This is a genomic window from Pseudomonas nitroreducens, assembly GCF_014204515.1.
GTDB classification, from domain to species: domain Bacteria; phylum Pseudomonadota; class Gammaproteobacteria; order Pseudomonadales; family Pseudomonadaceae; genus Pseudomonas; species Pseudomonas nitritireducens_A.
Genome location: NZ_JACHLI010000010.1, coordinates 159,841 through 181,820 on the forward strand (window position 1 = coordinate 159,841; position 21,980 = coordinate 181,820).

Annotated in this window: 19 protein-coding genes; 12 read left to right on the forward strand and 7 right to left on the reverse strand. The window is 68.2% G+C overall.

The window, feature by feature from the left end; all coding sequences use genetic code 11:
• Positions 1-84 precede the first annotated feature (84 nt).
• From HNP46_RS14915 to arnT, 7 genes are all read left to right on the forward strand, one after another.
• Entirely contained in the window at positions 85-990 is a 906-nt protein-coding gene (locus HNP46_RS14915) for an alpha/beta fold hydrolase (RefSeq protein WP_184590202.1), read from the forward strand.
• Positions 991-1,154: 164 nt separating this feature from the next.
• On the forward strand, positions 1,155-2,876 hold the full coding sequence (locus tag HNP46_RS14920) for an ABC transporter permease (protein WP_184590204.1): 1,722 nt from the start codon (positions 1,155-1,157) through the stop codon (positions 2,874-2,876).
• 9 nt (positions 2,877-2,885) lie between these two features.
• A complete protein-coding gene (locus HNP46_RS14925; protein ID WP_184590206.1) occupies positions 2,886-4,196 on the forward strand; it encodes a nitrate/sulfonate/bicarbonate ABC transporter ATP-binding protein in 1,311 nt (436 codons plus the stop codon).
• 412 nt (positions 4,197-4,608) lie between these two features.
• Positions 4,609-5,313 (forward strand): MgtC/SapB family protein, encoded by a 705-nt coding sequence (locus HNP46_RS14930; protein WP_184590208.1) that lies wholly within the window; start codon positions 4,609-4,611, stop codon positions 5,311-5,313.
• Positions 5,314-5,515: 202 nt separating this feature from the next.
• A complete protein-coding gene (gene mgtA / locus HNP46_RS14935; RefSeq protein ID WP_184590210.1) occupies positions 5,516-8,233 on the forward strand; it encodes a magnesium-translocating P-type ATPase in 2,718 nt (905 codons plus the stop codon).
• 131 nt (positions 8,234-8,364) lie between these two features.
• Positions 8,365-8,829, forward strand: coding sequence for a hypothetical protein (locus HNP46_RS14940; protein ID WP_184590212.1), 465 nt, complete (start codon positions 8,365-8,367; stop codon positions 8,827-8,829).
• Positions 8,830-9,060: 231 nt separating this feature from the next.
• Positions 9,061-10,728, forward strand: coding sequence for a lipid IV(A) 4-amino-4-deoxy-L-arabinosyltransferase (arnT, locus tag HNP46_RS14945; RefSeq protein WP_184590296.1), 1,668 nt, complete (start codon positions 9,061-9,063; stop codon positions 10,726-10,728).
• A 44-nt stretch (positions 10,729-10,772) separates the two neighbouring features.
• On the opposite strand, the gene HNP46_RS14950 is transcribed toward arnT, so the two are convergent.
• The 4 genes from HNP46_RS14950 to HNP46_RS14965 form a co-directional block, all read right to left on the reverse strand.
• Positions 10,773-12,059 (reverse strand): NAD(P)/FAD-dependent oxidoreductase, encoded by a 1,287-nt coding sequence (locus HNP46_RS14950; RefSeq protein WP_184590214.1) that lies wholly within the window; start codon positions 12,057-12,059, stop codon positions 10,773-10,775.
• A complete protein-coding gene (locus HNP46_RS14955; protein WP_184590216.1) occupies positions 12,056-12,799 on the reverse strand; it encodes an amino acid ABC transporter ATP-binding protein in 744 nt (247 codons plus the stop codon). Before HNP46_RS14955 ends, HNP46_RS14950 begins: the two co-directional genes overlap by 4 nt.
• Positions 12,796-13,452, reverse strand: coding sequence for an amino acid ABC transporter permease (locus HNP46_RS14960; protein ID WP_184590217.1), 657 nt, complete (start codon positions 13,450-13,452; stop codon positions 12,796-12,798). Before HNP46_RS14960 ends, HNP46_RS14955 begins: the two co-directional genes overlap by 4 nt.
• A 109-nt stretch (positions 13,453-13,561) precedes the next feature.
• The gene (locus tag HNP46_RS14965) at positions 13,562-14,320 is read right to left on the reverse strand and encodes an ABC transporter substrate-binding protein (protein ID WP_184590219.1); all 759 of its coding nucleotides are present in this window, start codon (positions 14,318-14,320) and stop codon (positions 13,562-13,564) included.
• A gap of 184 nt (positions 14,321-14,504) precedes the next feature.
• Here HNP46_RS14965 and HNP46_RS14970 point away from each other — a divergent pair, with 184 nt between their 5' ends.
• Positions 14,505-15,281 carry an IclR family transcriptional regulator gene (locus HNP46_RS14970; RefSeq protein WP_184590221.1) on the forward strand — a complete coding sequence of 259 codons (777 nt, stop codon included), beginning with the start codon at positions 14,505-14,507 and terminating at the stop codon, positions 15,279-15,281.
• A 13-nt stretch (positions 15,282-15,294) separates the two neighbouring features.
• On the opposite strand, the gene HNP46_RS14975 is transcribed toward HNP46_RS14970, so the two are convergent.
• Both HNP46_RS14975 and HNP46_RS14980 read right to left on the reverse strand, forming a co-directional pair.
• Positions 15,295-15,675 (reverse strand): MerR family transcriptional regulator, encoded by a 381-nt coding sequence (locus tag HNP46_RS14975; RefSeq protein ID WP_184590223.1) that lies wholly within the window; start codon positions 15,673-15,675, stop codon positions 15,295-15,297.
• A gap of 72 nt (positions 15,676-15,747) precedes the next feature.
• Entirely contained in the window at positions 15,748-16,326 is a 579-nt protein-coding gene (locus HNP46_RS14980) for an NAD(P)H-dependent oxidoreductase (RefSeq protein WP_184590225.1), read from the reverse strand.
• A gap of 176 nt (positions 16,327-16,502) precedes the next feature.
• Here HNP46_RS14980 and HNP46_RS14985 point away from each other — a divergent pair, with 176 nt between their 5' ends.
• Complete coding sequence (locus tag HNP46_RS14985) at positions 16,503-17,672, forward strand: GGDEF domain-containing protein (RefSeq protein WP_184590227.1); 1,170 nt, start codon at positions 16,503-16,505, stop codon at positions 17,670-17,672.
• A 15-nt stretch (positions 17,673-17,687) separates the two neighbouring features.
• Here the strand turns inward: HNP46_RS14985 and HNP46_RS14990 are convergent, their stop codons facing one another.
• Positions 17,688-18,572, reverse strand: coding sequence for a DMT family transporter (locus HNP46_RS14990; protein WP_184590229.1), 885 nt, complete (start codon positions 18,570-18,572; stop codon positions 17,688-17,690).
• A gap of 190 nt (positions 18,573-18,762) precedes the next feature.
• Between HNP46_RS14990 and HNP46_RS14995 the strand changes: the two genes are divergently transcribed.
• The 3 genes from HNP46_RS14995 (at position 18,763) to HNP46_RS15005 (ending at position 21,977) form a co-directional block, all read left to right on the forward strand.
• On the forward strand, positions 18,763-19,674 hold the full coding sequence (locus tag HNP46_RS14995; RefSeq protein WP_184590231.1) for a LysR family transcriptional regulator: 912 nt from the start codon (positions 18,763-18,765) through the stop codon (positions 19,672-19,674).
• Positions 19,671-20,573, forward strand: a complete 903-nt coding sequence (locus tag HNP46_RS15000; RefSeq protein ID WP_184590233.1) for a LysR family transcriptional regulator — start codon at positions 19,671-19,673, stop codon at positions 20,571-20,573. The genes HNP46_RS14995 and HNP46_RS15000 overlap by 4 nt, the downstream gene beginning before the upstream one ends.
• Before the next feature lie 780 nt (positions 20,574-21,353).
• A complete protein-coding gene (locus HNP46_RS15005; RefSeq protein WP_184590235.1) occupies positions 21,354-21,977 on the forward strand; it encodes a glutathione S-transferase family protein in 624 nt (207 codons plus the stop codon).
• Positions 21,978-21,980 lie beyond the last annotated feature (3 nt).

Genomic DNA, 21,980 nt, shown 5'->3' on the forward strand with positions numbered 1-21,980 from the left:
GCCACGACAAGGGCCGCCAGCGCCCCTCTCGCCTGGCGCAAAGCGGTCTACGCTCCTCCCATCCACCCCACGGGAGTCACCGCGATGATCCGCGCCCTGCTGACCGCTTCCCTGCTGTCCCTGAGCCTTGCCGCCCAGGCCGAGGTCAAACCCTTCTCTTCGGCTTTCACCACCCAGGACATCGCGGTAGATGGTGCAACCCTCCACGTCCGGGTCGGCGGCAAGGGGCCGGCCGTGGTGCTGCTGCATGGCTTCGGCGACACCGGCGACATGTGGGCGCCGCTGGCCAACGACCTGGCGCGCGACCACACCGTGGTCGTCCCAGACCTGCGCGGCATGGGCCTGTCGTCGATCCCCGCGGCGGGCTACGAGAAGAACACCCAGGCCGGCGATATCCGCGCCGTGCTGGCCAAGCTGGGCATCGAACACTCGGCGGTAGTCGGCCATGACATCGGCACCATGGTCGCCTACGCCTATGCCGCGCGTTACCCCCAGCAGACCGAGCGCCTGGTGGTGATGGACGCGCCGGTTCCGGGCATCCCGCCGTGGAACGAGATCGTCCGCTCGCCGATGCTCTGGCACTTCGACTTCGGCGGCCCGGACATGGAGCGCCTGGTGGCCGGGCGCGAGCGCATCTACCTGGACCGCTTCTGGAACGAATTCGCCGGCGACCCGCACAAGGTCGACGAAGCGACCCGCCAGCACTACGCCAAGCTCTACGCGCGCCCTGGCGCCATGCACGCCGCCTTCGCGCAGTTCCGCGCGATCCGCCAGGACGCCGTGGACAACGAGGTGGCCGTGAAGACCCGGCTGCGCATGCCGGTGATGGCCATCGGCGGGGAAAAATCCTTCGGCGCCAACGAAGCCATCGTCATGCGCAACGCCGCCGACAACGTCACCGAAGTGGTGGTCGCCGGTGCCGGACACTGGCTGATGGAAGAAGCGCCAGAGAAGACCACCCGCACCATCCGCGGCTTCATCACGCCCTGAACAACGCGCGACAGGCCCGGTGGTTAACCGGGTCTTAACCTTGTTCTGGCAATTGATGCACAGCGCCCGGACTTCTGCGCCGGCACCGTCATCAGCCTGTCAGCCGCCCGCCGGATGCCTGCCTTCAACCAGGCATGCGGCGTGCTGACAAACGAGACCCGACCATGGCCCTGCTGTTCACCCCCACGCCCGCGCTCAGGGATGCCGCGCCCAATCGCTGGGACTGGTGCCTGCTGCCACTGGTGCTCGCGCTGCTGGTGCTGGCTGCCTATGGCGCCATGCAGATGGACCGGCCGTTCGTGGTCGGCGAGGCGCTGCCGATCTCCCTCGACCCGCTGTACCTGCCCTACTACCTGCTGCGCACCATCCTGCGGATGTTCACCGCGCTGGGCTTCTCGCTGCTGTTCGCCTTCCTCTTCGCCGCCATCGCCGCCAGGTACCGCGCCGCCGAGAAGGCCATGATCCCGCTGCTGGATGTGTTGCAGTCGGTGCCCATCCTGGGCTTCCAGGCGATCGCCATCGCCCCCTTCATCGCGCTGTTCCCCGGCAACCTGCTGGGCGTGGAGTGCGCGGCGATCTTCGCCATCTTCACCTCCCAGGCCTGGAACATGGCGCTGAGCCTGTACCAGTCGTTCCGCAGCGTACCGGCGGAGCTGAGCGAGGCCGCGCGGATCTTCCGTCTCTCCGCCTGGCAGCGTTTCTGGCGCCTGGAACTGCCCTTCGCCATGCCCGGCCTGCTGTGGAACATGATGATGTCGATGTCCGGCGGCTGGTTCTTCCTGGTCGCCGCCGAGGCCATCTCGGTGGCCGGGCAGGACATCAAGCTGCCCGGCATCGGCTCCTACATCGCCGTGGCCATCGACCAGCGCAACCTTGGCGCCATCGCCTGGGCCATCGGCGCGATGCTCGCCGGCATCCTGCTTTACGACCAGTTGTTCTTCCGCCCGCTGCTGGCCTGGGCCGACCGCTTCCGTTTCGAAGAATCCCAGGGCGACACCGCGCAGCGTTCCTGGCTGCTCGACTGGCTGCGCCGCAGCCGCTGGATGAGCGCGCTCTCCAACCGCATGGGCGATGGCTTCCAGGCCGCCATGGGCTGGTTCCCCAAACGCCACGACGGCAGCGTTGCAAGCCACACCTGGCTGCGCCTGCCTGACTGGTGGCCGCGCGCCTGGGACGCGCTGCTGATGCTGGCCTGCGCCTTCGCCTTCGTCCGCCTCGGGCTGTTCGTGCACCAGGATGTGGGCTGGGCCGAGACCTTCCACGTGCTCGGCCTGGGCCTGCTGACCCTGCTGCGGGTGATGCTGCTGATCGCCCTCGCCTCGCTGGTCTGGGTGCCGCTGTCGATCTGGATCGGCCTGCGCCCGCGCTGGTCGCAGAAGGTCCAGGCGCTGGCGCAGTTCCTCGCCGCCTTCCCGGTCAACCTGCTGTTCCCGCTGGTGGTCGTGGCGCTGGTGCACTTCCAGCTCAACCCGAACATCTGGCTCAGCCCGCTGATGGTCTTCGGCACCCAGTGGTACATCCTCTTCAACGTCGTCGCCGGCGCCGCCAGCATTCCGTATGAACTGCGCCTGGCGGCGGACAATCTCGGCCTGCGCGGCTGGCTGAAATGGAAACGCGTCTACCTGCCGGCGGTGTTCCCCAGCTTCGTCACCGGCGCCATCACCGCCAGCGGCGGCTCGTGGAACGCCAGCATCGTCGCCGAGTACGTCAGCTGGGGCGACACCTCGCTGACAGCCACCGGCCTTGGCAGCTACATCAAGCAGATGACCGATGCCGGCGACTTCCACCGCATCGCCCTGGGCATCGGGGTGATGTGCATCTACGTGATGCTGCTCAACCGCTTCTTCTGGCGCCGGCTGTACCGGCTCGCCGAAAACCGTCGCTGAGGACCTGCGATGAACGCCGCACCGCTGATCGAACTCAAGGCCGTCGCCAAGTCCTTCATGGCCTCCGACGGCACCCCGCGCACCGTGCTGGAAGAGGTCGACCTGCACCTCCACGAGCGCGAGATCGTCGCCCTGCTCGGCCGTTCCGGCTCCGGCAAGTCGACCCTGCTGCGGATCATCGCCGGGCTGGTGGGCGCCGACCGCGGCCAGGTGAACTATCGCGGCAAGCCGATCCACGGGCCGGTGGACGGCGTGGCCATGGTCTTCCAGTCCTTCGCCCTGTTCCCCTGGCTGACCGTGCAGCAGAACGTCGAGCTGGGCCTGGAAGCCCAGGGCGTGCGACCCGCCGAACGCGAGCGGCTGGCCAATGGCGCGCTGGAGCTGATCGGCCTCGCCGGCTTCGGCGGCGCCCTGCCGCGCGAGCTTTCCGGCGGCATGCGCCAGCGCGTCGGCATCGCCCGGGCGCTGGTGATGAACCCCGAGGTGCTGCTGATGGACGAAGCCTTCTCGGCCCTCGACGTGCTCACCGGCGAGACCCTGCGCGACGACATGCTCGAACTCTGGGAGGAACACCGCATCACCACCCGCTGCATCCTGGTGGTCTCGCACAACATCGAGGAGACGGTGATGATGGCCGACCGCATCCTGATCCTCTCCAGCGACCCCGGCCGCGTGCGCACCGAGCTGCGTATCGACCTGCCGCGCCCGCGCAACGCCGACTCCGAGGAAGTCCGCGCACTGGTCGACGAAGTCTACGCGCTGATGACCCAGCGCCCCGAAGCCGCTGCCAGCGGCGAGCAGCCGCAAACGGTCGAGCCCGGCTACCGCCTGCCCGATGCCGACGTGGTGCGCATGGAGCGGGTGCTGGAGCTGCTGGCCGGCGAGCGCTTCAACGGCCAGGCCGACCTGCCGCACCTGGCCGAGGAGACCGAGCTGCCCGACGAGGTGCTGCTGCCGGTCTGCGAGGCCCTCGGCCTGCTCGGCCTGGCCCAGCTGGTGGCCGGCGACCTGCGCCTGACCCGCCAGGGCCGGCATTACGTCACCGCCCGCCAGGCCCGGCGCCAGGACCTGTTCGCCCGCCAGTGCCGCGGTCGCGTCGCCCTGCTCGGCTACATCCTCGACAGCCTGCAGGCCGAGACCACCGGCAGCATCGCCGAGAAGGCGATCCTCGACCGCCTGGAGGAATCCATGGACGCCGAGGTGGCCGAGCGGGTGCTCAAGGTCGCCATCGAATGGGGCCGCTACGCCGAGCTGTTCGAGTACGACTTCCATACCCGTCGGCTGAGCCTCGCCCGCGAGGAAAGCGAGCAGCCCGAGTGAGCGCCTTAAGGCTTTGCTAAGGCTGTGTGGCGATACTTGCTGCTGCCGCGCCTTGCTTGACGCGGCAGACAGGCGAGCGTACCTTGCGCCGCGCTTCGTTCCCCCACACAGGAGTCCTGCCTTGGACAGTTGCCCCAGTCGATTGCGACAGGTCTGAACAGCGAGCACGTCCGGCAGCACATCCCTGCCACTGTCTCGCTGATCACAGCGGACAGTGGCGATCCGCATCCCGACCGGGATGACGCATCCCCATTCTCCCCTTCCGCCTCACCGGGCGGCGCCCACCCTCGGCGCCACCGGCGAAGCCTTGCGACCTTGCGCAATCCATACCCGCCAATGCCGCGCAGGCCCGTGCCTGTGCGCTTTTGATCGCCGGCTGCCGGCCGGCATCTACCCGCAAGCGAGGTGGATCATGGATTGGAAAATCTTCCTGCTGCGCGCCGCCGCAGCACTCGTTCTCGGCGCCCTGATCGGTGCCGAACGCCAACTGCGCCAGCGCCTCACCGGCCTGCGCACCAACGCCCTGGTCAGCACCGGCGCCTGCCTGTTCGTGCTGATGACCCAGAGCGTCCCCGGCCTGGCCAGCGATGCTTCGCGTATCGCCGCCTACGTGGTTTCCGGCATCGGCTTCCTCGGTGGCGGCGTGATCATGCGCGACGGCCTCAACGTGCGCGGCCTGAACACCGCCGCCACCCTCTGGTGCACCGCCGCCATCGGCGTGCTGTGCAGCATGGGCCTGCTGCTGGAAGCCGCCCTGGGCAGCCTCGTGGTGCTCTGCGCCAACATCCTGCTGCGCGATATCGCCCAGCGCCTGAACCATCAGGAAGTGCTGCCGGCCACTGAAGTCGAACTGCGCTACGGCGTGGAGATCGTCTGCCGCGCCGAGGACGAGATCCAGGTACGCAGCCTGATGCTGCACAGCCTCGACGGCGCCAGCCTGCGCCTGCAGTCGCTGCACAGCGAGGACCAGGCCAACCCGGCCAAGCTGGAAGTGCGCGCCGAGCTGCTCGGCGACCACGGCGCCACCACCCAGCTGGAGCGCCTGGTGAGCCGCATCAGCCTGGAAAAAGGCGTCAGCTCGGTGCGCTGGCAGGTCTTCGACCTGGCCGCCGACTGACTCATCCCATCCACCCCGAACAGGAGATCCCGGAGCCCAGCCATGAACCCCGACCCCAGTCCCGCATCACCCAGACCCGGGCCGGACGGCGGCTAGCGAGCTCCCCTCGCGCCGCCCTCCGGCCTGACCGGCGGCGGCGCACGCAGTGCGCTCCGCAAACCCCCATGGTGGTCGCCGCACGGCGGCCGCCCAGGAGTGCATCATGCTGTTCAAACACTTCGGCCGGCGCCTGCTGGCCTTGTTCGACCACGGCCTGAGCCGTCATTTCCGCCGCCAGGCGGTGCTCGAACTGCTGCGCAACGGTACTGCCCGCGGCAGCCTGCCACCCGACTTCGTCCGTCAGCTGGCCAGCGCCGCCGAACAGGACGCGGACCAGCTCTACCGGCAATTCCACAGCCACCCCGAAGGCCTCGACGCGGAGGTCGTCGAACGCCAGCGCGAACGTTTCGGCGCCAACCTGGTGGACCAGGAGAAACCCGTCTCGCCCCTGCTGCACCTGTGGTGGTGCTACCGCAATCCGTTCAACCTGCTGCTCAGCCTGCTGGCACTGGTGTCCTGGCTCACCGAGGACGCCGTCGCGGCCACGGTGATCGGCAGCATGGTGCTGATCTCCACGCTGCTGCGCTTCTTCCAGGAGTCGCGTTCCAATCGCGCCGCCGAACGCCTCAAGGCGCTGGTGAGCAACACCGCCAGCGTGCTGCGGCCGGGGCTGCCCGGAGCCGACCGGCGCGGCGCCGTCGAGGTGCCGTTCCGCGACCTGGTGCCCGGCGACGTGGTGCTGCTGTCGGCCGGCGACATGATCCCGGCCGACCTGCGCGTGCTGGCGGCCAAGGACCTGTTCGTCAGCCAGGCCGCCATCACCGGCGAATCGCTGCCGGTGGAGAAGTACGCCGAGCCCCATCGCGGCGCCGCCGGCAGCCCGCTGGAGCGCGAGAACCTGTGCTTCATGGGCACCAGCGTGGTCAGCGGCAGCGCCCGCGCGCTGGTGGTGGGCACCGGCCAGAGCACCTACTTCGGCAACCTCGCCGAACGCGTGATCAGCACCGACCGCGAGCCCACCGCCTTCCAGCAGGGCGTGAACAAGGTCAGCTGGCTGCTGATCCGCTTCATGCTGGTGATGGCGCCCCTGGTGCTGCTGCTCAACGGCTTCACCAAGGGCGACTGGCTGGAAGCCTCGCTGTTCGCGCTGTCCATCGCCGTCGGCCTGACCCCGGAAATGCTCCCGATGATCGTCACCTCGACGCTGGCCAAGGGCGCGGTGGTGCTGTCGCGCAAGAAGGTGATCGTCAAGCGCCTCGATGCGATCCAGAACTTCGGCGCCATGGACGTCCTGTGCACCGACAAGACCGGCACCCTGACCCAGGACCGCATCGTGCTGGAGCGCCACACCGACGTACTCGGCCAGCCCTGCGAGGCGGTGCTCGACGCGGCCTGGCTGAACAGCCACCACCAGACCGGCCTGAAGAACCTGCTCGACGTCGCCGTGCTGGAGCACGCCGCCCCCGAGCGCGAGCAGCGCCTCGGAGCGGCTTTCGCCAAGGTCGACGAGATCCCCTTCGACTTCCAGCGCCGGCGCATGTCGGTGGTGGTCGGCGAACGGGGTGACGGGCACCAGCTGATCTGCAAGGGCGCGCTGGAGGAAATCCTCGCGGTATGCAGCCGGGTACGCCTCGGCGATCAGGAGCAGGCGCTGGACGCCGGCCTGCTGCGGCGCATCCGCGCGCACACCGCCAGCCTCAACGACGAAGGGCTGCGGGTGGTCGCGGTGGCGGTGAAGCAGCTTCCGTCCGGGCAGCAGCACTACCAGGTGGCGGACGAGAGCGATCTGCTGCTGATCGGCTACATCGCCTTCCTCGATCCCCCCAAGGAAACCACCGCCGCCGCCCTGCGCGCGCTGGCCGCACAGGGCGTGGCGGTGAAGGTGCTGACGGGCGACAACGAGCGGGTCACCCGGCGTGTCTGCCGCGAAGTCGGCCTGTCCATCGACGGCATGCTGCTGGGCAGCGACATCGACGCCCTCGGCGACCGCCAGCTGGGCGAGCGCGCCGCACAGTGCAACCTGTTCGCCCGCCTCACCCCGGCGCACAAGGAGCGCATCGTCCGTCTGCTGCGCCAGCGCGGCCACGTGGTCGGCTTCATGGGCGACGGCATCAACGACGCGCCGGCCCTGCGCGCTGCCGACGTCGGCATCTCGGTGGACTCGGCGGTGGACATCGCCAAGGAAGCGGCCGACATCATCCTCCTGGAAAAGAGCCTGATGGTGCTGGAGGCCGGCGTGCTGGAGGGGCGCAAGACCTTCGCCAACATGCTCAAGTACATCAAGATGACCGCCAGCTCCAACTTCGGCAACGTGTTCAGCGTGCTGGTGGCGAGCGCCTTCCTGCCCTTCCTGCCGATGCTGCCGTTGCATCTGCTGGTGCAGAACCTGCTGTACGACGTATCGCAGACCGCCATTCCCTTCGACAACGTCGACCCCGAGCAACTGCGCAAGCCGCAGCGCTGGAAGGCCGATGAGATCGGGCGCTTCATGCTGTTCTTCGGCCCGCTCAGCTCGATCTTCGACATCCTCACCTACGTGCTGATGTGGTACGTCTTCGCCGCCAACACGCCCGACCAGCAGACGCTGTTCCAGTCCGGCTGGTTCGTCGAGGGGCTGCTCTCGCAGACCCTGGTGGTGCACCTGATCCGCACCCGCAGGCTGCCCTTCGTCCAGAGCCGCGCCGCCTGGCCGTTGCTGGCGATGACCCTGGCGATAGTCGCCATCGGCCTGCTGCTGCCGATGTCGCCCCTGGCTGGCTACTTCAAGCTGCAGGCGCTGCCCTGGAGCTACTTCCCGTTCCTGCTGGCGATCCTGATCGGCTATGCCGGCGTCGTGCAGGCCATGAAGGGCTGGTTCACCCGCCGCTACGGCTGGCAGTGACCCGCAGGCGCCGCCTACGGGCGGCGCCACTGGCTGGTATCCGGTTCGATACCAAGTGGATAACAAGTCACTCTCAATTTCCTCCCGCGCCGGCCGCAACGCCGGCTAACCAACACAACGGGAGACTTCTCATGACCAGCATCAGCGCCGTCGGCAACACCAGCATCCGTTACGCCTCCACCACCGGCTCGACCACCAGCAGCGCCTCATCCACCCAGGACAGCACTGCCACCAGCAGCACCTCCCAGGCCGGTGCAAGTTCCGCTACCCAGGGCGCAGCAGGTGCCGGTGGCGCGGGCGGCACCAGCGACAGTTCCAGCAGCAGCTCCGACAGCACCCTGGAGAAACTCAAGCAGGCGGTAGAACAGGCGCAGAAGGAACTGCAGGAAGCCGAACAGGACCTGGCCAAGGCCAACCAGAGCGGCGGCAGCGAGAGCGATGAACAGCAGCAGGCGCGGATGATCGCCGTGCAGGCGGCCCAGGCGCGCGTGTCGGCCGCTTCCGCCGCCGTCGCGACTGCCACTGCCGCCTACTCCGAAGCGCTCACCGAATCGGGCAGCAGCACCAGTGGCAACAGCGTGAATACCACGGCCTGATGCCGGGGCCAGGCGCCTCTTTGCATCCCCCGACCGAGTGGAATCCTGCAGCAATTCCGCTCGGGCAGGCGAAGCCCTCAGCCCCACCTAAGTCTCCCCTCGTAGTCTGGCCAGCACGCCTATCAGGGCATGCCAGACCTTCGAGGAACCGACCCGATGACGGACGCCACGCTCATCCCGCAGCGACTGCCGAAACCGCTCTATCCATCCGTCCAGGGCGCCCTGCCGGCGATGGCCTACCCGGCGCTGCTGATTGCTTTCGCGTTGTTCTTCCTGGCGCCGCTGGGCCTGCACGGGCTATGGATACCCGACGAAACCCGCTATGCCCAGGCGGCCCAGGAACTGCTGCACGGCGGCAACTGGGTGGCGCCGCACTTCCTCGGGCTGCGCTATTTCGAGAAGCCCATTGGCGGCTACTGGCTGATCGCGCTCGGCCAGGCGATCTTCGGCGACAACCTGTTCGGCGCGCGCATCGCCTCGGCGCTGTGCACCGCGGCCACCGCCGGGCTGGTCTGGCTGCTGGGGCGCCGGCTGTGGAACGACGCCTGGAAGAGCTGGAGCGCCAGCCTGCTCTACCTGAGTTTCGGCCTCAGCGCCGGGCAGGCGGGTTACGCCAATATCGATCCGCAACTGACGCTGTGGCTGACCCTGGGCCTGTTCGCCTGCTGGTTCGCCCTGGAGAGCGAGCAGCCGCGTGAGCGCTGGGCGGGTTGGGCGCTGCTGGGCGTGGCCTGCGCCATGGGTTTCATGACCAAGGGTTTTCTCGCCTGGCTGCTGCCGGTGATCGTGGTGGCGCCCTATGCGGTGTTGCACAAGCGCTGGCGTGAACTGCTGCGCGGCGGGCCGCTGGCGATCCTGCTGGCGGTACTGCCGAGCCTGCCGTGGGCCATTGCGGTGCACCGGCGCGAGGCGGACTTCTGGCAGTTCTTCTTCTGGAACGAACACATCCGCCGCTTCGCCGGCAGCAATGCCCAGCATGCCGCGCCATTCTGGTTCTTCGTCCCGCTGCTGTTCGCCGGCGCCCTGCCCTGGGCCCTGCTGCTGGTGCCCAGCCTCAGGCGCGCCTGGCGCGAGCGCAGGGATGCGCGCGTGGCCTACCTCGGCCTGTGGTTCGCCATGCCCTTCCTGTTCTTCAGCCTGAGCAAGGGCAAGCTGCCGACCTACATCCTGCCGTGTTTCGTGCCGCTGGCCTTGCTGATGGCCCACACGCTGGTGGACAAGCTGCGTCAGCGCGATGTCTTCGCCGTCAGCGGCAACGGCCTGCTCAACTTCGTACTGGGCGGTGCGGCGCTGCTCGGCGTACTGGTGCTGCAGGTGGTGCACCCGGTCTACAGCCAGCAGCCGCTGCCGCTGTGCCTGGCCCTGCTGGTCTGCCTGGCCTGGGCCGCCTGCGGCTTCCTGCAGTGGCTGCGGCCGACCCGCTACTGGTTCGCTCCGGCGATCGGGCTCTGGGTGCTGATCGCCCTGCTGCCGCCGGCCATGCCGCTGTCGGTGGTGGATAACAAGATGCCGGACCAGTTCATCGCCCGCCACCTGGGCGAGCTGCAGGCAGCCAAGAGCCTGCTCAGCAACGAACTGGGCGCGGCCTCGGCACTGGCCTGGCGCCTGGATCGCCGCGACGTGACCCTGCTGGATGTGCAAGGCGAGCTGCAGTACGGCCTCTCCTACCTCGACGCCAGCGAGCGCAAGGTTGCTTCCGCGGAGGTCAGCCGGTGGCTGGCACAGCATGCGACGCAAGGCCCGGTCGGCATGGTGCTGAGCCTTTCCGGCAAGACCGGCGCGCAGGTGCCGGGCTGGATTCCGCCGGGCGCGGCAGTCTACCGGGAGAACAACCTGCTGATCGTCATCACTCCCGCGCGCCTCGCGCCAACCCTGGCCGGGAGCGTGCCGGGCAACTGAGCCCAAGCTTGCCGCCCATCCCTGGCGAGATGGGCGGCGCGCCCTCAGAGCACGGCATCGAGCAGCCGGTACCAGGCGATGCCGACACCGAGGTAGAGACGCTGCAGGCCATGGAAGGGAATCGGCCGCAGCGGCGTGACCGGGAAGGGAAACGCCTGCTCGCGGTCCAGCAGACGCTGCGCCAGGTGCCGGCCGAGGGTCGAGGCCATGGCGATGCCGCGACCGTTGTAGCCCAGCAGGATGCTCAGGTTCGGCGCCGGCTCGTGCAGGCGCGGCATGAAGTCCGGCGTCAGCGATACTCGGCCGCTCCACTGGTACTCGAACTCGACCTCGGCCAACTGCGGGAACAGGCCCAGCAGCGAGCGCTTGAGGTGCGTCCAGTCCCCCGGCGAACGCGGCTCGGCGAAGGGGCCACGGCCGCCCAGCAGTAGCCGGCCACGGGCATCCTGCTTGAAGTACAGCAACAGCCGGCGGGCGTCCGAGCAGACTTCGCCATTGGGCAGCACGCTGCGCCGCAGGTTGTCCGGCAGGGGCTTGGTGGCGACGATGAAGCTGTTGGCGGCGATCACCGTCTGCCGCAGTTTCGGCCAGAGGTCGTCGCTGTAGCCGTTGGTGGCGAGGATCACCCGCTCGGCGGTGAGCGTGCGCTGCGTATCGGTGGTCAGCTGCCAGCCGCTGCCATGACGGCGCAGGCCGGTCACGCGGTTGTGGCCGTGTATCTGGACACCCTCGCTCAACGCGGCGCGAGCCAGTCCCCGGGCATAGCTCAGCGGTTGCACGCTGCCGGCACGCGGGTCGACCCAGGCGCCGAGGTAGTCGTTGCTGCCGATGCGCCGGGCGACGCTGCTCTTGTCCAGCATCTCCACCGGCACGCCGCACTGGCGCCACTGCTCGGCGCGCTTCTCGATGGCGCGCAGGGCAGCCGGCGAGGCAGCCGGCTGAATCCAGCCCTGGCGGGTGGCCTCGCAGTCGATGTCGTAGCGGCGGATCAGCTCAAAAACCTCATCGGCGGCGCCACCGGCGACCTCGATCAGGCGCTCGGCCTGGTCGCCGCCGAACATCCGGCGCAGGTCGTCGGGGTCGTGCTTGAGGCCCGGAATCACCTGCCCGCCGTTGCGCCCGGAGGCGCCCCAGCCCGGCTCGCCGCCATCCAGTACGCAGACGCGCACGCCGCTGCGCGCCAGGTGCAGCGCGGTAACCAGCCCGGTGTAGCCAGCGCCTACGATGGCGACGTCGACCTGTTTGTCGTCCGCCAGCGCCGGTGTCGCCGGCGCCGGGTTCGCCGTGGCCGCCCACAGCGAGGGCGGCAGTGTCAGGGGCTGGGCGTTCATGCCTGGCCTCCGTCGGTGTTGAGCAGGCGGCGGAGGAATTCCTGGGTGCGCGGCTGGCTCGGCGCGCCGAGCACATCCTTGGCCGCGCCCTCCTCGACGATGCGCCCGCCATAGAGGAAGCACACCTTGTCGGCGACTTCGCGGGCAAAGCCCATCTCATGGGTCACCACCACCATGGTCATGCCTTCGTCGGCGAGCTTGCGCATCACCGCCAGCACTTCGCCGACCAGCTCCGGGTCCAGCGCCGAGGTCGGCTCGTCGAACAGGATCGCCTTGGGCCGCATGGCCAGGGCGCGGGCGATGGCCACACGCTGCTGCTGGCCGCCGGAGAGTTCGTCCGGGTAGGCGTCCATGCGATGGCCGAGGCCGACTTTCTCCAGCAGCGCACGGGCGTGCTCGCGGGCCTCGTCGGGGCGTTCCTTCTTCACGTAGATCGGCCCTTCCATGACGTTCTGCAGCGCCGTGCGATGGGGGAACAGGTTGAAGCGCTGGAACACCATCGCCACCTGGGTGCGGATTTCATGGATGGACTTGGCGTGGCGGTCGACGCGTTCCTGGCCGACCAGGATGTCGCCACCCTCGTAGGTTTCCAGGCCGTTGATGCAGCGCAGCAGGGTCGACTTGCCCGAGCCGGACGGGCCGATCAGGCACACCACCTGGCCGCTCTCCACCGACAGGTCGATGCCTTCGAGGACGCGGGTGCTGCCGTAGCTTTTGTGCAGCGACTGGATGCGGATCATGCTTTCTTCCTCGTGGCGATGCGCGCTTCGAGGCGGCGCAGGGCGAACGACAGCGGCAGGCTCAGGGCCAGGTAGAGCAAGGCCACCAGGCTGTAGACGGTCATGTTCTCGAAGGTCGAGGAAGCGATCAGCTGGCCGGCGCGGGTCATCTCGGCGACGGTGATGGTGGACACCAGCGAGGAGTCCTTGAGCATCATCACCAGGGTGTTGCCGTAGGGCGGCAGGGCGATGCGGAAGGCCTGCGGCAGCACCACCCGGCGCATGATCATCGGGCCGCGCATGCCGAAGGACTCGGCGGCCTCGATCTGCCCCTGCTGGATGGCCTGGATACCGGCGCGGAAGTTCTCCGCCTGGTACGCCGAGTAGGCGATGCCCAGGCCGATGATGCCGGCCTGCAGGGCGCTGAGCTGCACGCCGAAGTCCGGCAGCACGAAGTAGATGTAGAACAGCTGCACGATGATCGGCAGGCCGCGGATGATGTTCACCGCGGAGATGGCGAACAGCGCGACGGCGCGCACCTTCGACACCATCATCAGGGCGAAGGCCAGGCCGATGAGCGAGCTGAGCAGGAACGAGGCGACCGTGACCTGCACGGTGACCACCGCGCCATTCAGGAGAATGGGCAGGAAGTCCAGGGCATTCTGGAAAAACATGGGCATGTCCGTGGGCGTGATTCGGAGGCGGCCGTCGCCCTTCACCGGGCGCAGGGCTGCGGCGAAAGGCGCGGGTAAGGCTTGGGAAAAGGCGTAGCGAAGGCGGACGTCAGTCCAGGTGCCACTTGCCGATGATGCCGGCCAGGGTGCCGTCGGCCTTGATGCTGGCGATGCCCTTGTTGACCTGGGCAAGCAGCTGCGGATCGCCCTGGCGCAGGATCAGGCAGACCTCGCCCTTGATCTGCGGCTGGTAGCTGTCCACCAGGCGGACCTTCTTCAGGCTGCCCTTGGCCATCTGGTAGGCGAGGATCGGGTGGTCGCCGAAGCCGGCCTTGATGCGGCCCAGGGCCAGGTCGCGGGTGAGGTCGGCGAGGGAGTCGTAGCCGCGCACTTCCTTGAAGATGCCGCGCTTGTTCAGCGCGTCGATGAAGATGGTGCCGACCTGGGCGCCGACGACCTCGCCCTTGAAGTCATCCATGCTGGTGTAGGCCTTGTCATCGTCGGCGCGCACCACCAGGCCTTCACCGTACTCGAACACCGGGTCGGAGTACTGCACCACCTTTTCGCGCTCGGGGGTGCGCAGCATGGCGGCGGAGATCAGGTCGATCTTCTTCGCGGTGAGCGAGGGAATCAGCGCGGCGAAGGTAGTCTGGGCGATCTCCACGTCGAAGCCGCCGGCCTTGGCCACGGCCTGGGCGGAGTCGACCATCATGCCCTGGATGCTGTTGGTCTTGATGTCGAGGAAGGTGAACGGCACGCCGGTGGCGGTGGCGCCGACCTTCAGGGTTTCGGCCTGGGCGGCCAGGGATGCCGCACAGCTGGCGACGAGCGCGAGAGCGCAGGAAAACACGCGGAGGCGAGGATGCATTGGTGAACTCCCATTTGACGCGGATTATTGTCTTTATGCGTTATGGATAGCCTCGTATCGGCAGGAGGCGTTGACCGCAATATAAATGATTTACAAGAATCGTAAAGAGATTTATAAATATCGCATATCGATACTTAAAGCCTGAATCAGCCTGATTCTGCTCAAGGACGCCCAAGGACAAGAAATGAGCGACAACGACAACAGCCTGTTCAATCAGTCGCTGGAAAAGGGCCTGGCCGTGCTGCGCGCCTTCAACGCGCGCAACCGCACCATGAACCTGGCCGAAGTGGCCGAGTCTGCCGAGATCACCAAGAGCTCGGCGCAGCGGATGATCCATACCCTCGAAGCGCTGGGGTATGTCAGCAAGCACCCGCAGACCAAGCGCTTCCAGCTGACCCCGCAGGTCATGGAGATCGGCTACAACTACCTCGCCGCCGACACCCTGGTGGACGTCGCCAACCCCTTCCTCGCCGAGCTGGCGCAGACCACCGGCGAGACCACCAACCTCACCGAGCCGGTGCGCACCGACATGCTCTACGTGGCGCGCTTCGTCGGGCCGAAGTTCATCCCCATCCACCTGCCTATCGGCAGCCGCATCCCCATGTACTGCACCGCCTCGGGCCGCGCCTACCTCAGTGCGCTGAGCGATGACGAGGTGCTGGAACTGCTGCAGGGTAGCGACCTGAACAGCCACACCCAGTACACCCGCACCTCGCTGGAGGAAATCCTCGCGGAGATCGCCGAGATCCGCCGCAAGGGCTTTGCGATCAACAGCGAGGAGCTGTTCCTCGGCGACATGGCGGTGGCCGCGCCGGTGCGCAACAGCCAGGGCCGCCCGGTGGCCTCGGTGCACGTGGTGGCGCCCACCAGCCGCTGGAGCCGCGAGGATGCCGAACGGCGCCTGGCGCCGGCGGCCATCGAGTGCGCGCGGGCGATCAGCACCTCGATCCGCACGCTGTGACGCCAGCGCGCATTCAGCCTGCTGTCGGTAACCGCCCCAGTTCGCAGGACCCGTGTGCGTCCTGCAGGCTGCTCTCGAAGGCCTCCAGCTCGCGGTAATTGCGCTGCAGTTCGCGAATGCTGCTGCGCAGCTCGCGCTTCTTGGCGGCGATGGCCTGGCGTACCCGATCCCAGGGCGCCAGGCCGTCATCGCGCTGCAGCAGCTCCTGCATCTCGCGGAGCTTGAAGCCCAGTTGCTGGGCGCACTTGATCACCACCAGCAGCTCGACCGTCTCGCGGCCATAGACTCGGTACTTGCCCTCCCGGCGCGGCGGCGGCAACAGCCCGATCGCCTCGTAATGGCGGATGCCCTTGACCGTTACGCCGGATAGCTCGGCGACCTTCCCGATGTACATGTGCACCGCTCCTTCCCTGTGTCGGGCAATCGGCCAAGGATGGGCAGGTCGCCCGTGCAAAGACAAGCCCGTTCAACCCGCTGCCAGCGCCTCGACCTTGCCGAGCCAGCGCTCACGGCGCTGCGCCGAAGCATTCAGCAATGGCCCGTAGACCTGCGTCTGCAATGACCGGATGCCGCAGAAGGCCAGGGTGGTCCGGCGCATCTGGTGCAATGCCGGCATGCGCTGGAACCAGCGGTAGTACCAGGGCGGCGTGTCCATCGTCACCAGCAGGTGCGCGGTACGTCCTTTCAGCAACTTCTCCGGGAAGGGTGAGCCCTTGCGGTAGCGAAAGGCGAAGCCGGGCAACAGCACGCGATCGAGGAAGCCCTTGAGCAGCGCCGGCACCCCGCCCCACCAGACCGGAAACACGAACACCAGGTGCTGCGCCCAGCGGATGTGTTCCTGCGCCGCCAGCAGGTCGGGCTCCAGCGGCTGGACACCGGCATAGCCACGGTGCAGCAGTGGGTCGAACGCCAGCTCGCCCAGGCGCAGCAACTGCACCTCATGCCCGGCAGCGCTCGCCGCCTGCCGGTATCGCTCGGCCAGCGCGCCACAGAAGCTGTCGCCCGCCGGATGCCCCAGGATCAGTAGAACCTTCTTGCCTCGCATCGTTGCCTCATTCGGGTTGCCAAGGCCTCGCAGGCTAAACCCTCCCCCTGGCGGGAGAGTCAAGCCTGCGCCCGTCATCGGAAATTCAGCGACGCCGCGTATCATCGACCTCCGAAAAAACGCCTCGGCAGCTTACAATCGTGCCCTTTCACCGAATTTGCAGTACGGTCCGTTCTATGGCGCTCGATCCACCCACCATGTTGACCATCTCGGTCGCCCTCGCCGCGGCCGCGGCGCTGTACCTGGCCGTCGAGTGGCGCAGCGTGCGCGAACGCTCGCTGCTGTTCTGGAGCGCGGGCTTCGCCACCATCACCGTCGGTTGCGTGCTCTCGCTGCTGCGCATGAGCGGCTACCTGCTGGTCGGCATCTGGTTCGCCAACGGCCTGCTGGTGCTGGCCCACTGGTTCTTCCTCACCGGCGTCGCGCGCTTCACCGAAGCGCGGCTGTCGCGGCTCTGGCTGCTGATTCCGCTGTTCTGGGCCTCCCTGCTGCTGTTGCCCGACGACAGCCCGTCGTGGTCCAAGCTGATGCTGCTGGCCAACTCCTGGCTGGTCGCCCTGCTCTCCCTGCGCGCCAGCTACCTGCTGCGGCCCCATGGCAAGTCCCTGAGCGTCGGCGCGGTGCAGCTGCGCTACGTGCTGCTGGTGCACGGCGCCTTCTACCTGGCCAAGGGCATGACGGTGATCATCCCCGGCACGCTGATCGACCTGGCGGCCTTCCGCGGCGAGATCATCCAGATTTCCCTGGTCGAGGGCGCCATGGCGATCATGCTGATCGCCCTGTCGATGACCGGCACCGAGCGCTATCGCCGCGAGAAGCGCATGGCCCGCCTGGCCGCGCGCGACCCGCTGACCTCGCTGTACAACCGCCGCGCCCTGGAAGTCCGCGCACCGCGCCTGTTCGAGGACATCGCCGTGGGCCGGCCGGGCGCCCTGCTGCTGATCGACATCGACAACTTCAAGCTGGTCAACGACCTGCACGGGCACACCGCCGGCGACCGCCTGCTGGTGGCGCTCAGCGAGATGATCCGCGCCCAGCTGCCCGAGCGCGCCCTGGCGGCGCGCCTGGGTGGCGACGAATTCGTCATCCTGCTGGTCAATGTCGACGCCGAAGCGGTGCTGGCCCTCAGCGGCAAGCTGCGCGAACAGTTCCAGGGCCTCGCCGCACAGGACTTCGCCACGCCCCAGGCAGTCACCCTGAGCATCGGCGCCAGCCTGTTCGACCAGGCTCCGGCGAGCCTCGCCGCGCTCATCGAACAGGGCGACGCGGCGCTCTACCAGTCCAAGCGCGGCGGCCGCGACAGCATCCGCCTGATGGACCGCACCCAGGTCAGCAGCGCGCTCTGATGCCTGAACCGCGCCTCAGCGCCGCGGCCGCACCGAATACAGCCCCGCCAGCAGGATCAGCAGCGCGCCGCTGATGGTCCAGGCGGTCGGCGCCTCGCCGAAGACGATCAGCCCGATCAGCGTGGCGAACGCCAGCAGCGAGTAGTTGAACGGCTGCAGCGTCGAGGCCTGGGCGTACTTCAGCGCCTGGATCAGCAGCAGCTGGGCGATCACCCCGGACACCGCGACGATGGACATCAGCAGCGCCTCGTGGGGCGTCGGCGTGACCCAGGCGGGAATCCCCGCCGAGGTGGCCGCCACAGCGCCGACCACGGCCATGTACAGCGTGGTGGTGGCGAAGGAATCGGTCTGGCTGATGCGCCGCGAGAGGATGTTGAAGAAGGCGAAGGTCAGCGCCGCCGCCAGCGGGATCAGCGCCGCGGGCTCGAACACGCCCATGCCGGGGCGCAGGATCAGCAACGTACCGCCGAAGCCCACCGCCGCCGCCAGCCATTGCCGGGCGACCATCCGCTCGCCGAGGAAGATCCGCGCCAGGCCCAGGGTCATCAGCGGGAAGACCGCGTAGAGCGCGTGGGTTTCCGCCAGCCCGAGGTAGCGCAGGGCCAGGCCGAAGATGGCGATCTCGCCGACGCCCAGCAGCGAGCGAACCACCTGCTGCCAGGGGCTGGCGCTGCGGCTGGCGGCGCGCACGCCACCCTGGGCGCGGCAGACGATCAGGGCGAACAGCACGAACACCCAGTAGCGCACCATCACCAGCTCGGCCACCGGCAGGTGGCGGACCAGCACCTTGGTGATGCCGTCCTGGCAGGCGAAAATCAGCATCGACAGCAGGCACAGGGCGATGCCCAGGCGCGGGTTGCTGGTGTCGGCCAGAACGCTGGCCGTGGTCTTGCTGGTCATGGGGAAGGCTCGTGGGCAGTGGCGACCCCGCTGCGGGCGCCTTCAGCGCTTGTGCCGGAGCGGCCGGGGCGCGGTCAAGCGACAAGGCGCTAGCGAGCACGCCGATGTCGCCCGCAAGCCCGCCGCCCTTCATTCCCGCGCCGCTTCCCACTACAGTCTGGCAACCGCCCTCCGGCCCACACGGTGAACAATGGACAGGTTTCAGGAAATGACAGTGCTGCTGGCGGTGGCCGAATCCGGCAGCTTCGCCTCTGGCGCCCGCCAGCTGGGCCTGTCGCCGCCCAGCGTGACCCGCGCCATCGCCGCCCTGGAGCAGCGCCTGGGCACCCTGCTGCTGGCCCGCAGCACCCGCAGCGTGCGCCTGACCGAAGCCGGCCAGCGCTACGTCGAGGACTGCCGGCGCATTCTCCAGGAGCTGGAAGAAGCCGAGGAGCTGGCCTCCGGCAGCGCCCTGCGCCCACGCGGCAACCTGACAGTCACCGCCCCGGTGCTGTTCGGCGAGCTGTACCTGGTGCCGCTGATCGCCAGCTACCTCGAGGCCCAGCCGGATGTCAGGGTCAACGCGCTGCTGGTGGACCGCGTGGTGAACCTGCTCGACGAGGGCATCGATGTCGCCGTGCGCATCGGCCAGTTGCCCGAAGGCAGCCTGACCGCGCTGCAGGTCGGCGAGATTCGTCCGGTGGTCTGCGCGTCCCCGGCCTTCCTCGACCGCCATGGTCGCCCAGAGCATCCCGATGATCTGCTCGATGCACCGGTGGTGATGGCCGCCACCAGCACCCTGCTCACCGACTGGCAGTTCGTCACCGCCGACGGGCCGCTGACCCTGCGCCCGCCATCGCGCTTCACGGTCAGCTCGAACAATGCGGCGCTCCACGCCGCGCGCCTGGGTGGCGGCTACACCCGCGTGCTCTCCTATCAGGCCGCCGACGCCGTGGCACGGGGCGAACTGGAAATCGTCCTCGACGCCTTCGCCACCCCGGCGCTCCCCATCCACCTGCTGTACCAGGACAACCCGCGCCTGCCGGCCAAGGTCAGCAGCTTCGTCGCGCATTGCGCCGAGCGCCTGCGCCAGGACCCGGCGCTGCAGGCCGGCCCGGCATGAGCCGGTATCGGCAGATGCAGGTGTTCGACGCCGTGGTGCAGGGCGGCAGCCTGGCGGCGGGCGCACGCCAGCTGGGGTTGTCCACGGCCACGGTGATGCGCAGCGTCGCGGCCCTGGAAGCCCGCCTGCACTGCCAACTGCTGCGCCGCGGGCCACGCGGAATCGAGCTGAGCACCCGCGGCGAGGCGTTCGCCGCCAGTTGCCGGAATATCCTGCGCGCGGTCGACGCGGCGCAAGGCTCTGCCGAGGACCTTCACGCCCATCCCGCCGGCCTGTTGCAGGTCAGTCTGCCGCTGTCGCTGGCCGACCTGGTCTTCGCCCCCATCGCCCTGGACTACCTCGCCGCGTTCCCCGACGTCAGCCTGCTCGGCCGCACCCGCGAAGACCTGCCGCGCCTGCTGGAAGACGGCATCGACATCGCCCTGGTGATCGGCACGCTGCCCGACTCCTCCGGTTTCGCCCTGCCGGTGGGCACGGTTCGCCCAGTGGTCTGCGCCGCACCGCAATACCTCGCGCGCCAGGGCACGCCGCAGGCGCCGGAAGAGCTGAAGATGCACAGCATCATCGTCGCCGGCAGCCTGGGTGCGCTCAGCGAATGGCGCTTCCGCCAGCAGGACGCCGCCCGCGCGGTGCGCCTCGCCCCGCGCCTGGCGTGCAGCACTGCCAACGCCGCGATCGGCGCGGCCCTCCAGGGCCTCGGGCTGACCCGCTGCCTGAGCCACGAAGTGCACCGCGAACTCAGTGCCGGCCAGTTGCAGGTGGTCCTCGACGACTACGCCGCCCCCGGCGTGCCGGTGCACCTGATCTACCGCGAAGGACGCCGCGCCAGCGCGCGGGTGCGCTCCTTCCTCGACTTCGTGGTACCACGCCTGCGCGCCCATCCGGCGTTGCGCGGCTGATTCCGCCGTTAGCGCCAGCCCGTCACGCAGGAGCAACTGCCTTCACTGACTGCTAGCTCCAGCTTTTTGTAGGGCGCATAACCCGGAACGGGTTATCCGCCACTCATCGCGTAGGAGCACTTGCCTTTCCCCGGATAGCTCAGTGTTTGCGCCTCCCCCTCACCCCAGCCCTCTCCCGGAGGGAGAGGGAGCCGATCGTGCCGCCTGATGCTGCAGTGTCCTCCTGCACCGCACAGCCCCCTCTCCCTTCAGGGAGAGGGAAACACAGGCACGGTCTTTCCGAAGAAAACAGTTGCTCCTACGGTTCAACCGCGGCGCAGAAATCTCCATGTAGGAGCGGACCTTGTCCGCGAATCCCTACCGTTACTCCATAGCCCCGGTTAATCGCTCTCGTCTTCGCCGGCGCGAAGCCACAGAGTCCTCCGGCTATCCCACCCTCCGCCGCTGCGGATTTCGCGGACAAAGTCCGCTCCTACGCTTCAACCGCGGCGCAGATGTCTCCGTGCAGGAGCGGACCTTGCCCGCCCGGTAGGAGCGAGCTTGCTCGCGAACGGCACGGCACGGCACGGCATCGCCGCTCGCCAGCACGCACTGGCTCTGGCTCTGGCTCTGGCTCTGGCTCTGGCTCCCACCTGATTCTTCCGCATTCTGAAACGCTGGATTGCCGACCCTGGCGATTCTGCCCGCGCAGCATTGCGCGCAGCATTCCCCCATCAGCCCGAACAACCCGCCACCCAGCGACTCGGCGCTGCCTTCAAACCCATCACCGGAGTCACCGTCATGGCCCACGCCCTCAAGCTCTATCACTTCCCCCTGTCCGGCCACGCGCACCGCGCCGAGCTGATGCTCTCGCTGCTGCAGTTGCCCGCCGAACTGATCTTCGTCGACCTGGCCAAGGGCGCGCACAAGCACCCGGACTTCCTCGCCCTGAACAGCTTCGGCCAGGTGCCGGTGCTGGATGACGACGGCGTGATCGTCAGCGACTCCAACGCCATCCTCGTCTACCTGGCGAAGAAGTACGGCAATGGCCGCTGGCTGCCGGAAGACCCGCAAGGCGCCGCCCGCGTGCAGCGCTGGCTGTCGGTCGCCGCCGGGCAGGTTGCCTTCGGCCCCGCCGCCGCGCGGCTGATCACCGTGTTCGGCGCCAAGTTCAATGCCGAGGAAGTCGCCACCCGCGCCCATGCGCTGTTCCAGGTGATGGAAGGCGAGCTGGCGAACAAGCCGTTCCTGACCGGTGACCAGGCCAGCATCGCCGACGTGGCCAACTACTCCTACATTTCCCATGCGCCGGAGGGCAACGTCTCCCTGCAGGACTACCCGAACCTGCGCGCCTGGCTGGCCCGCGTCGAAGCCCTGCCCGGTTTCGTACCGATGCCGCGTACCGCCATCGGCCTGCAAGCCTGATGC

What these genes read in the sequence shown, in the direction of transcription:
- HNP46_RS14915 (WP_184590202.1), top strand. Translation starts at nt 85, where the DNA reads ATGATCCGCGCCCTGCTGACCGCTTCCCTGCTGTCCCTGAGCCTTGCC.
- HNP46_RS14920 (WP_184590204.1), top strand. Translation starts at nt 1,155, where the DNA reads ATGGCCCTGCTGTTCACCCCCACGCCCGCGCTCAGGGATGCCGCGCCC.
- HNP46_RS14925 (WP_184590206.1), top strand. Translation starts at nt 2,886, where the DNA reads ATGAACGCCGCACCGCTGATCGAACTCAAGGCCGTCGCCAAGTCCTTC.
- HNP46_RS14930 (WP_184590208.1), top strand. Translation starts at nt 4,609, where the DNA reads ATGGATTGGAAAATCTTCCTGCTGCGCGCCGCCGCAGCACTCGTTCTC.
- mgtA (WP_184590210.1), top strand. Translation starts at nt 5,516, where the DNA reads ATGCTGTTCAAACACTTCGGCCGGCGCCTGCTGGCCTTGTTCGACCAC.
- HNP46_RS14940 (WP_184590212.1), top strand. Translation starts at nt 8,365, where the DNA reads ATGACCAGCATCAGCGCCGTCGGCAACACCAGCATCCGTTACGCCTCC.
- arnT (WP_184590296.1), top strand. Translation starts at nt 9,061, where the DNA reads ATGGCCTACCCGGCGCTGCTGATTGCTTTCGCGTTGTTCTTCCTGGCG.
- HNP46_RS14950 (WP_184590214.1), bottom strand. Translation starts at nt 12,059, where the DNA reads ATGAACGCCCAGCCCCTGACACTGCCGCCCTCGCTGTGGGCGGCCACG.
- HNP46_RS14955 (WP_184590216.1), bottom strand. Translation starts at nt 12,799, where the DNA reads ATGATCCGCATCCAGTCGCTGCACAAAAGCTACGGCAGCACCCGCGTC.
- HNP46_RS14960 (WP_184590217.1), bottom strand. Translation starts at nt 13,452, where the DNA reads ATGTTTTTCCAGAATGCCCTGGACTTCCTGCCCATTCTCCTGAATGGC.
- HNP46_RS14965 (WP_184590219.1), bottom strand. Translation starts at nt 14,320, where the DNA reads ATGCATCCTCGCCTCCGCGTGTTTTCCTGCGCTCTCGCGCTCGTCGCC.
- HNP46_RS14970 (WP_184590221.1), top strand. Translation starts at nt 14,505, where the DNA reads ATGAGCGACAACGACAACAGCCTGTTCAATCAGTCGCTGGAAAAGGGC.
- HNP46_RS14975 (WP_184590223.1), bottom strand. Translation starts at nt 15,675, where the DNA reads ATGTACATCGGGAAGGTCGCCGAGCTATCCGGCGTAACGGTCAAGGGC.
- HNP46_RS14980 (WP_184590225.1), bottom strand. Translation starts at nt 16,326, where the DNA reads ATGCGAGGCAAGAAGGTTCTACTGATCCTGGGGCATCCGGCGGGCGAC.
- HNP46_RS14985 (WP_184590227.1), top strand. Translation starts at nt 16,503, where the DNA reads ATGGCGCTCGATCCACCCACCATGTTGACCATCTCGGTCGCCCTCGCC.
- HNP46_RS14990 (WP_184590229.1), bottom strand. Translation starts at nt 18,572, where the DNA reads ATGACCAGCAAGACCACGGCCAGCGTTCTGGCCGACACCAGCAACCCG.
- HNP46_RS14995 (WP_184590231.1), top strand. Translation starts at nt 18,763, where the DNA reads ATGGACAGGTTTCAGGAAATGACAGTGCTGCTGGCGGTGGCCGAATCC.
- HNP46_RS15000 (WP_184590233.1), top strand. Translation starts at nt 19,671, where the DNA reads ATGAGCCGGTATCGGCAGATGCAGGTGTTCGACGCCGTGGTGCAGGGC.
- HNP46_RS15005 (WP_184590235.1), top strand. Translation starts at nt 21,354, where the DNA reads ATGGCCCACGCCCTCAAGCTCTATCACTTCCCCCTGTCCGGCCACGCG.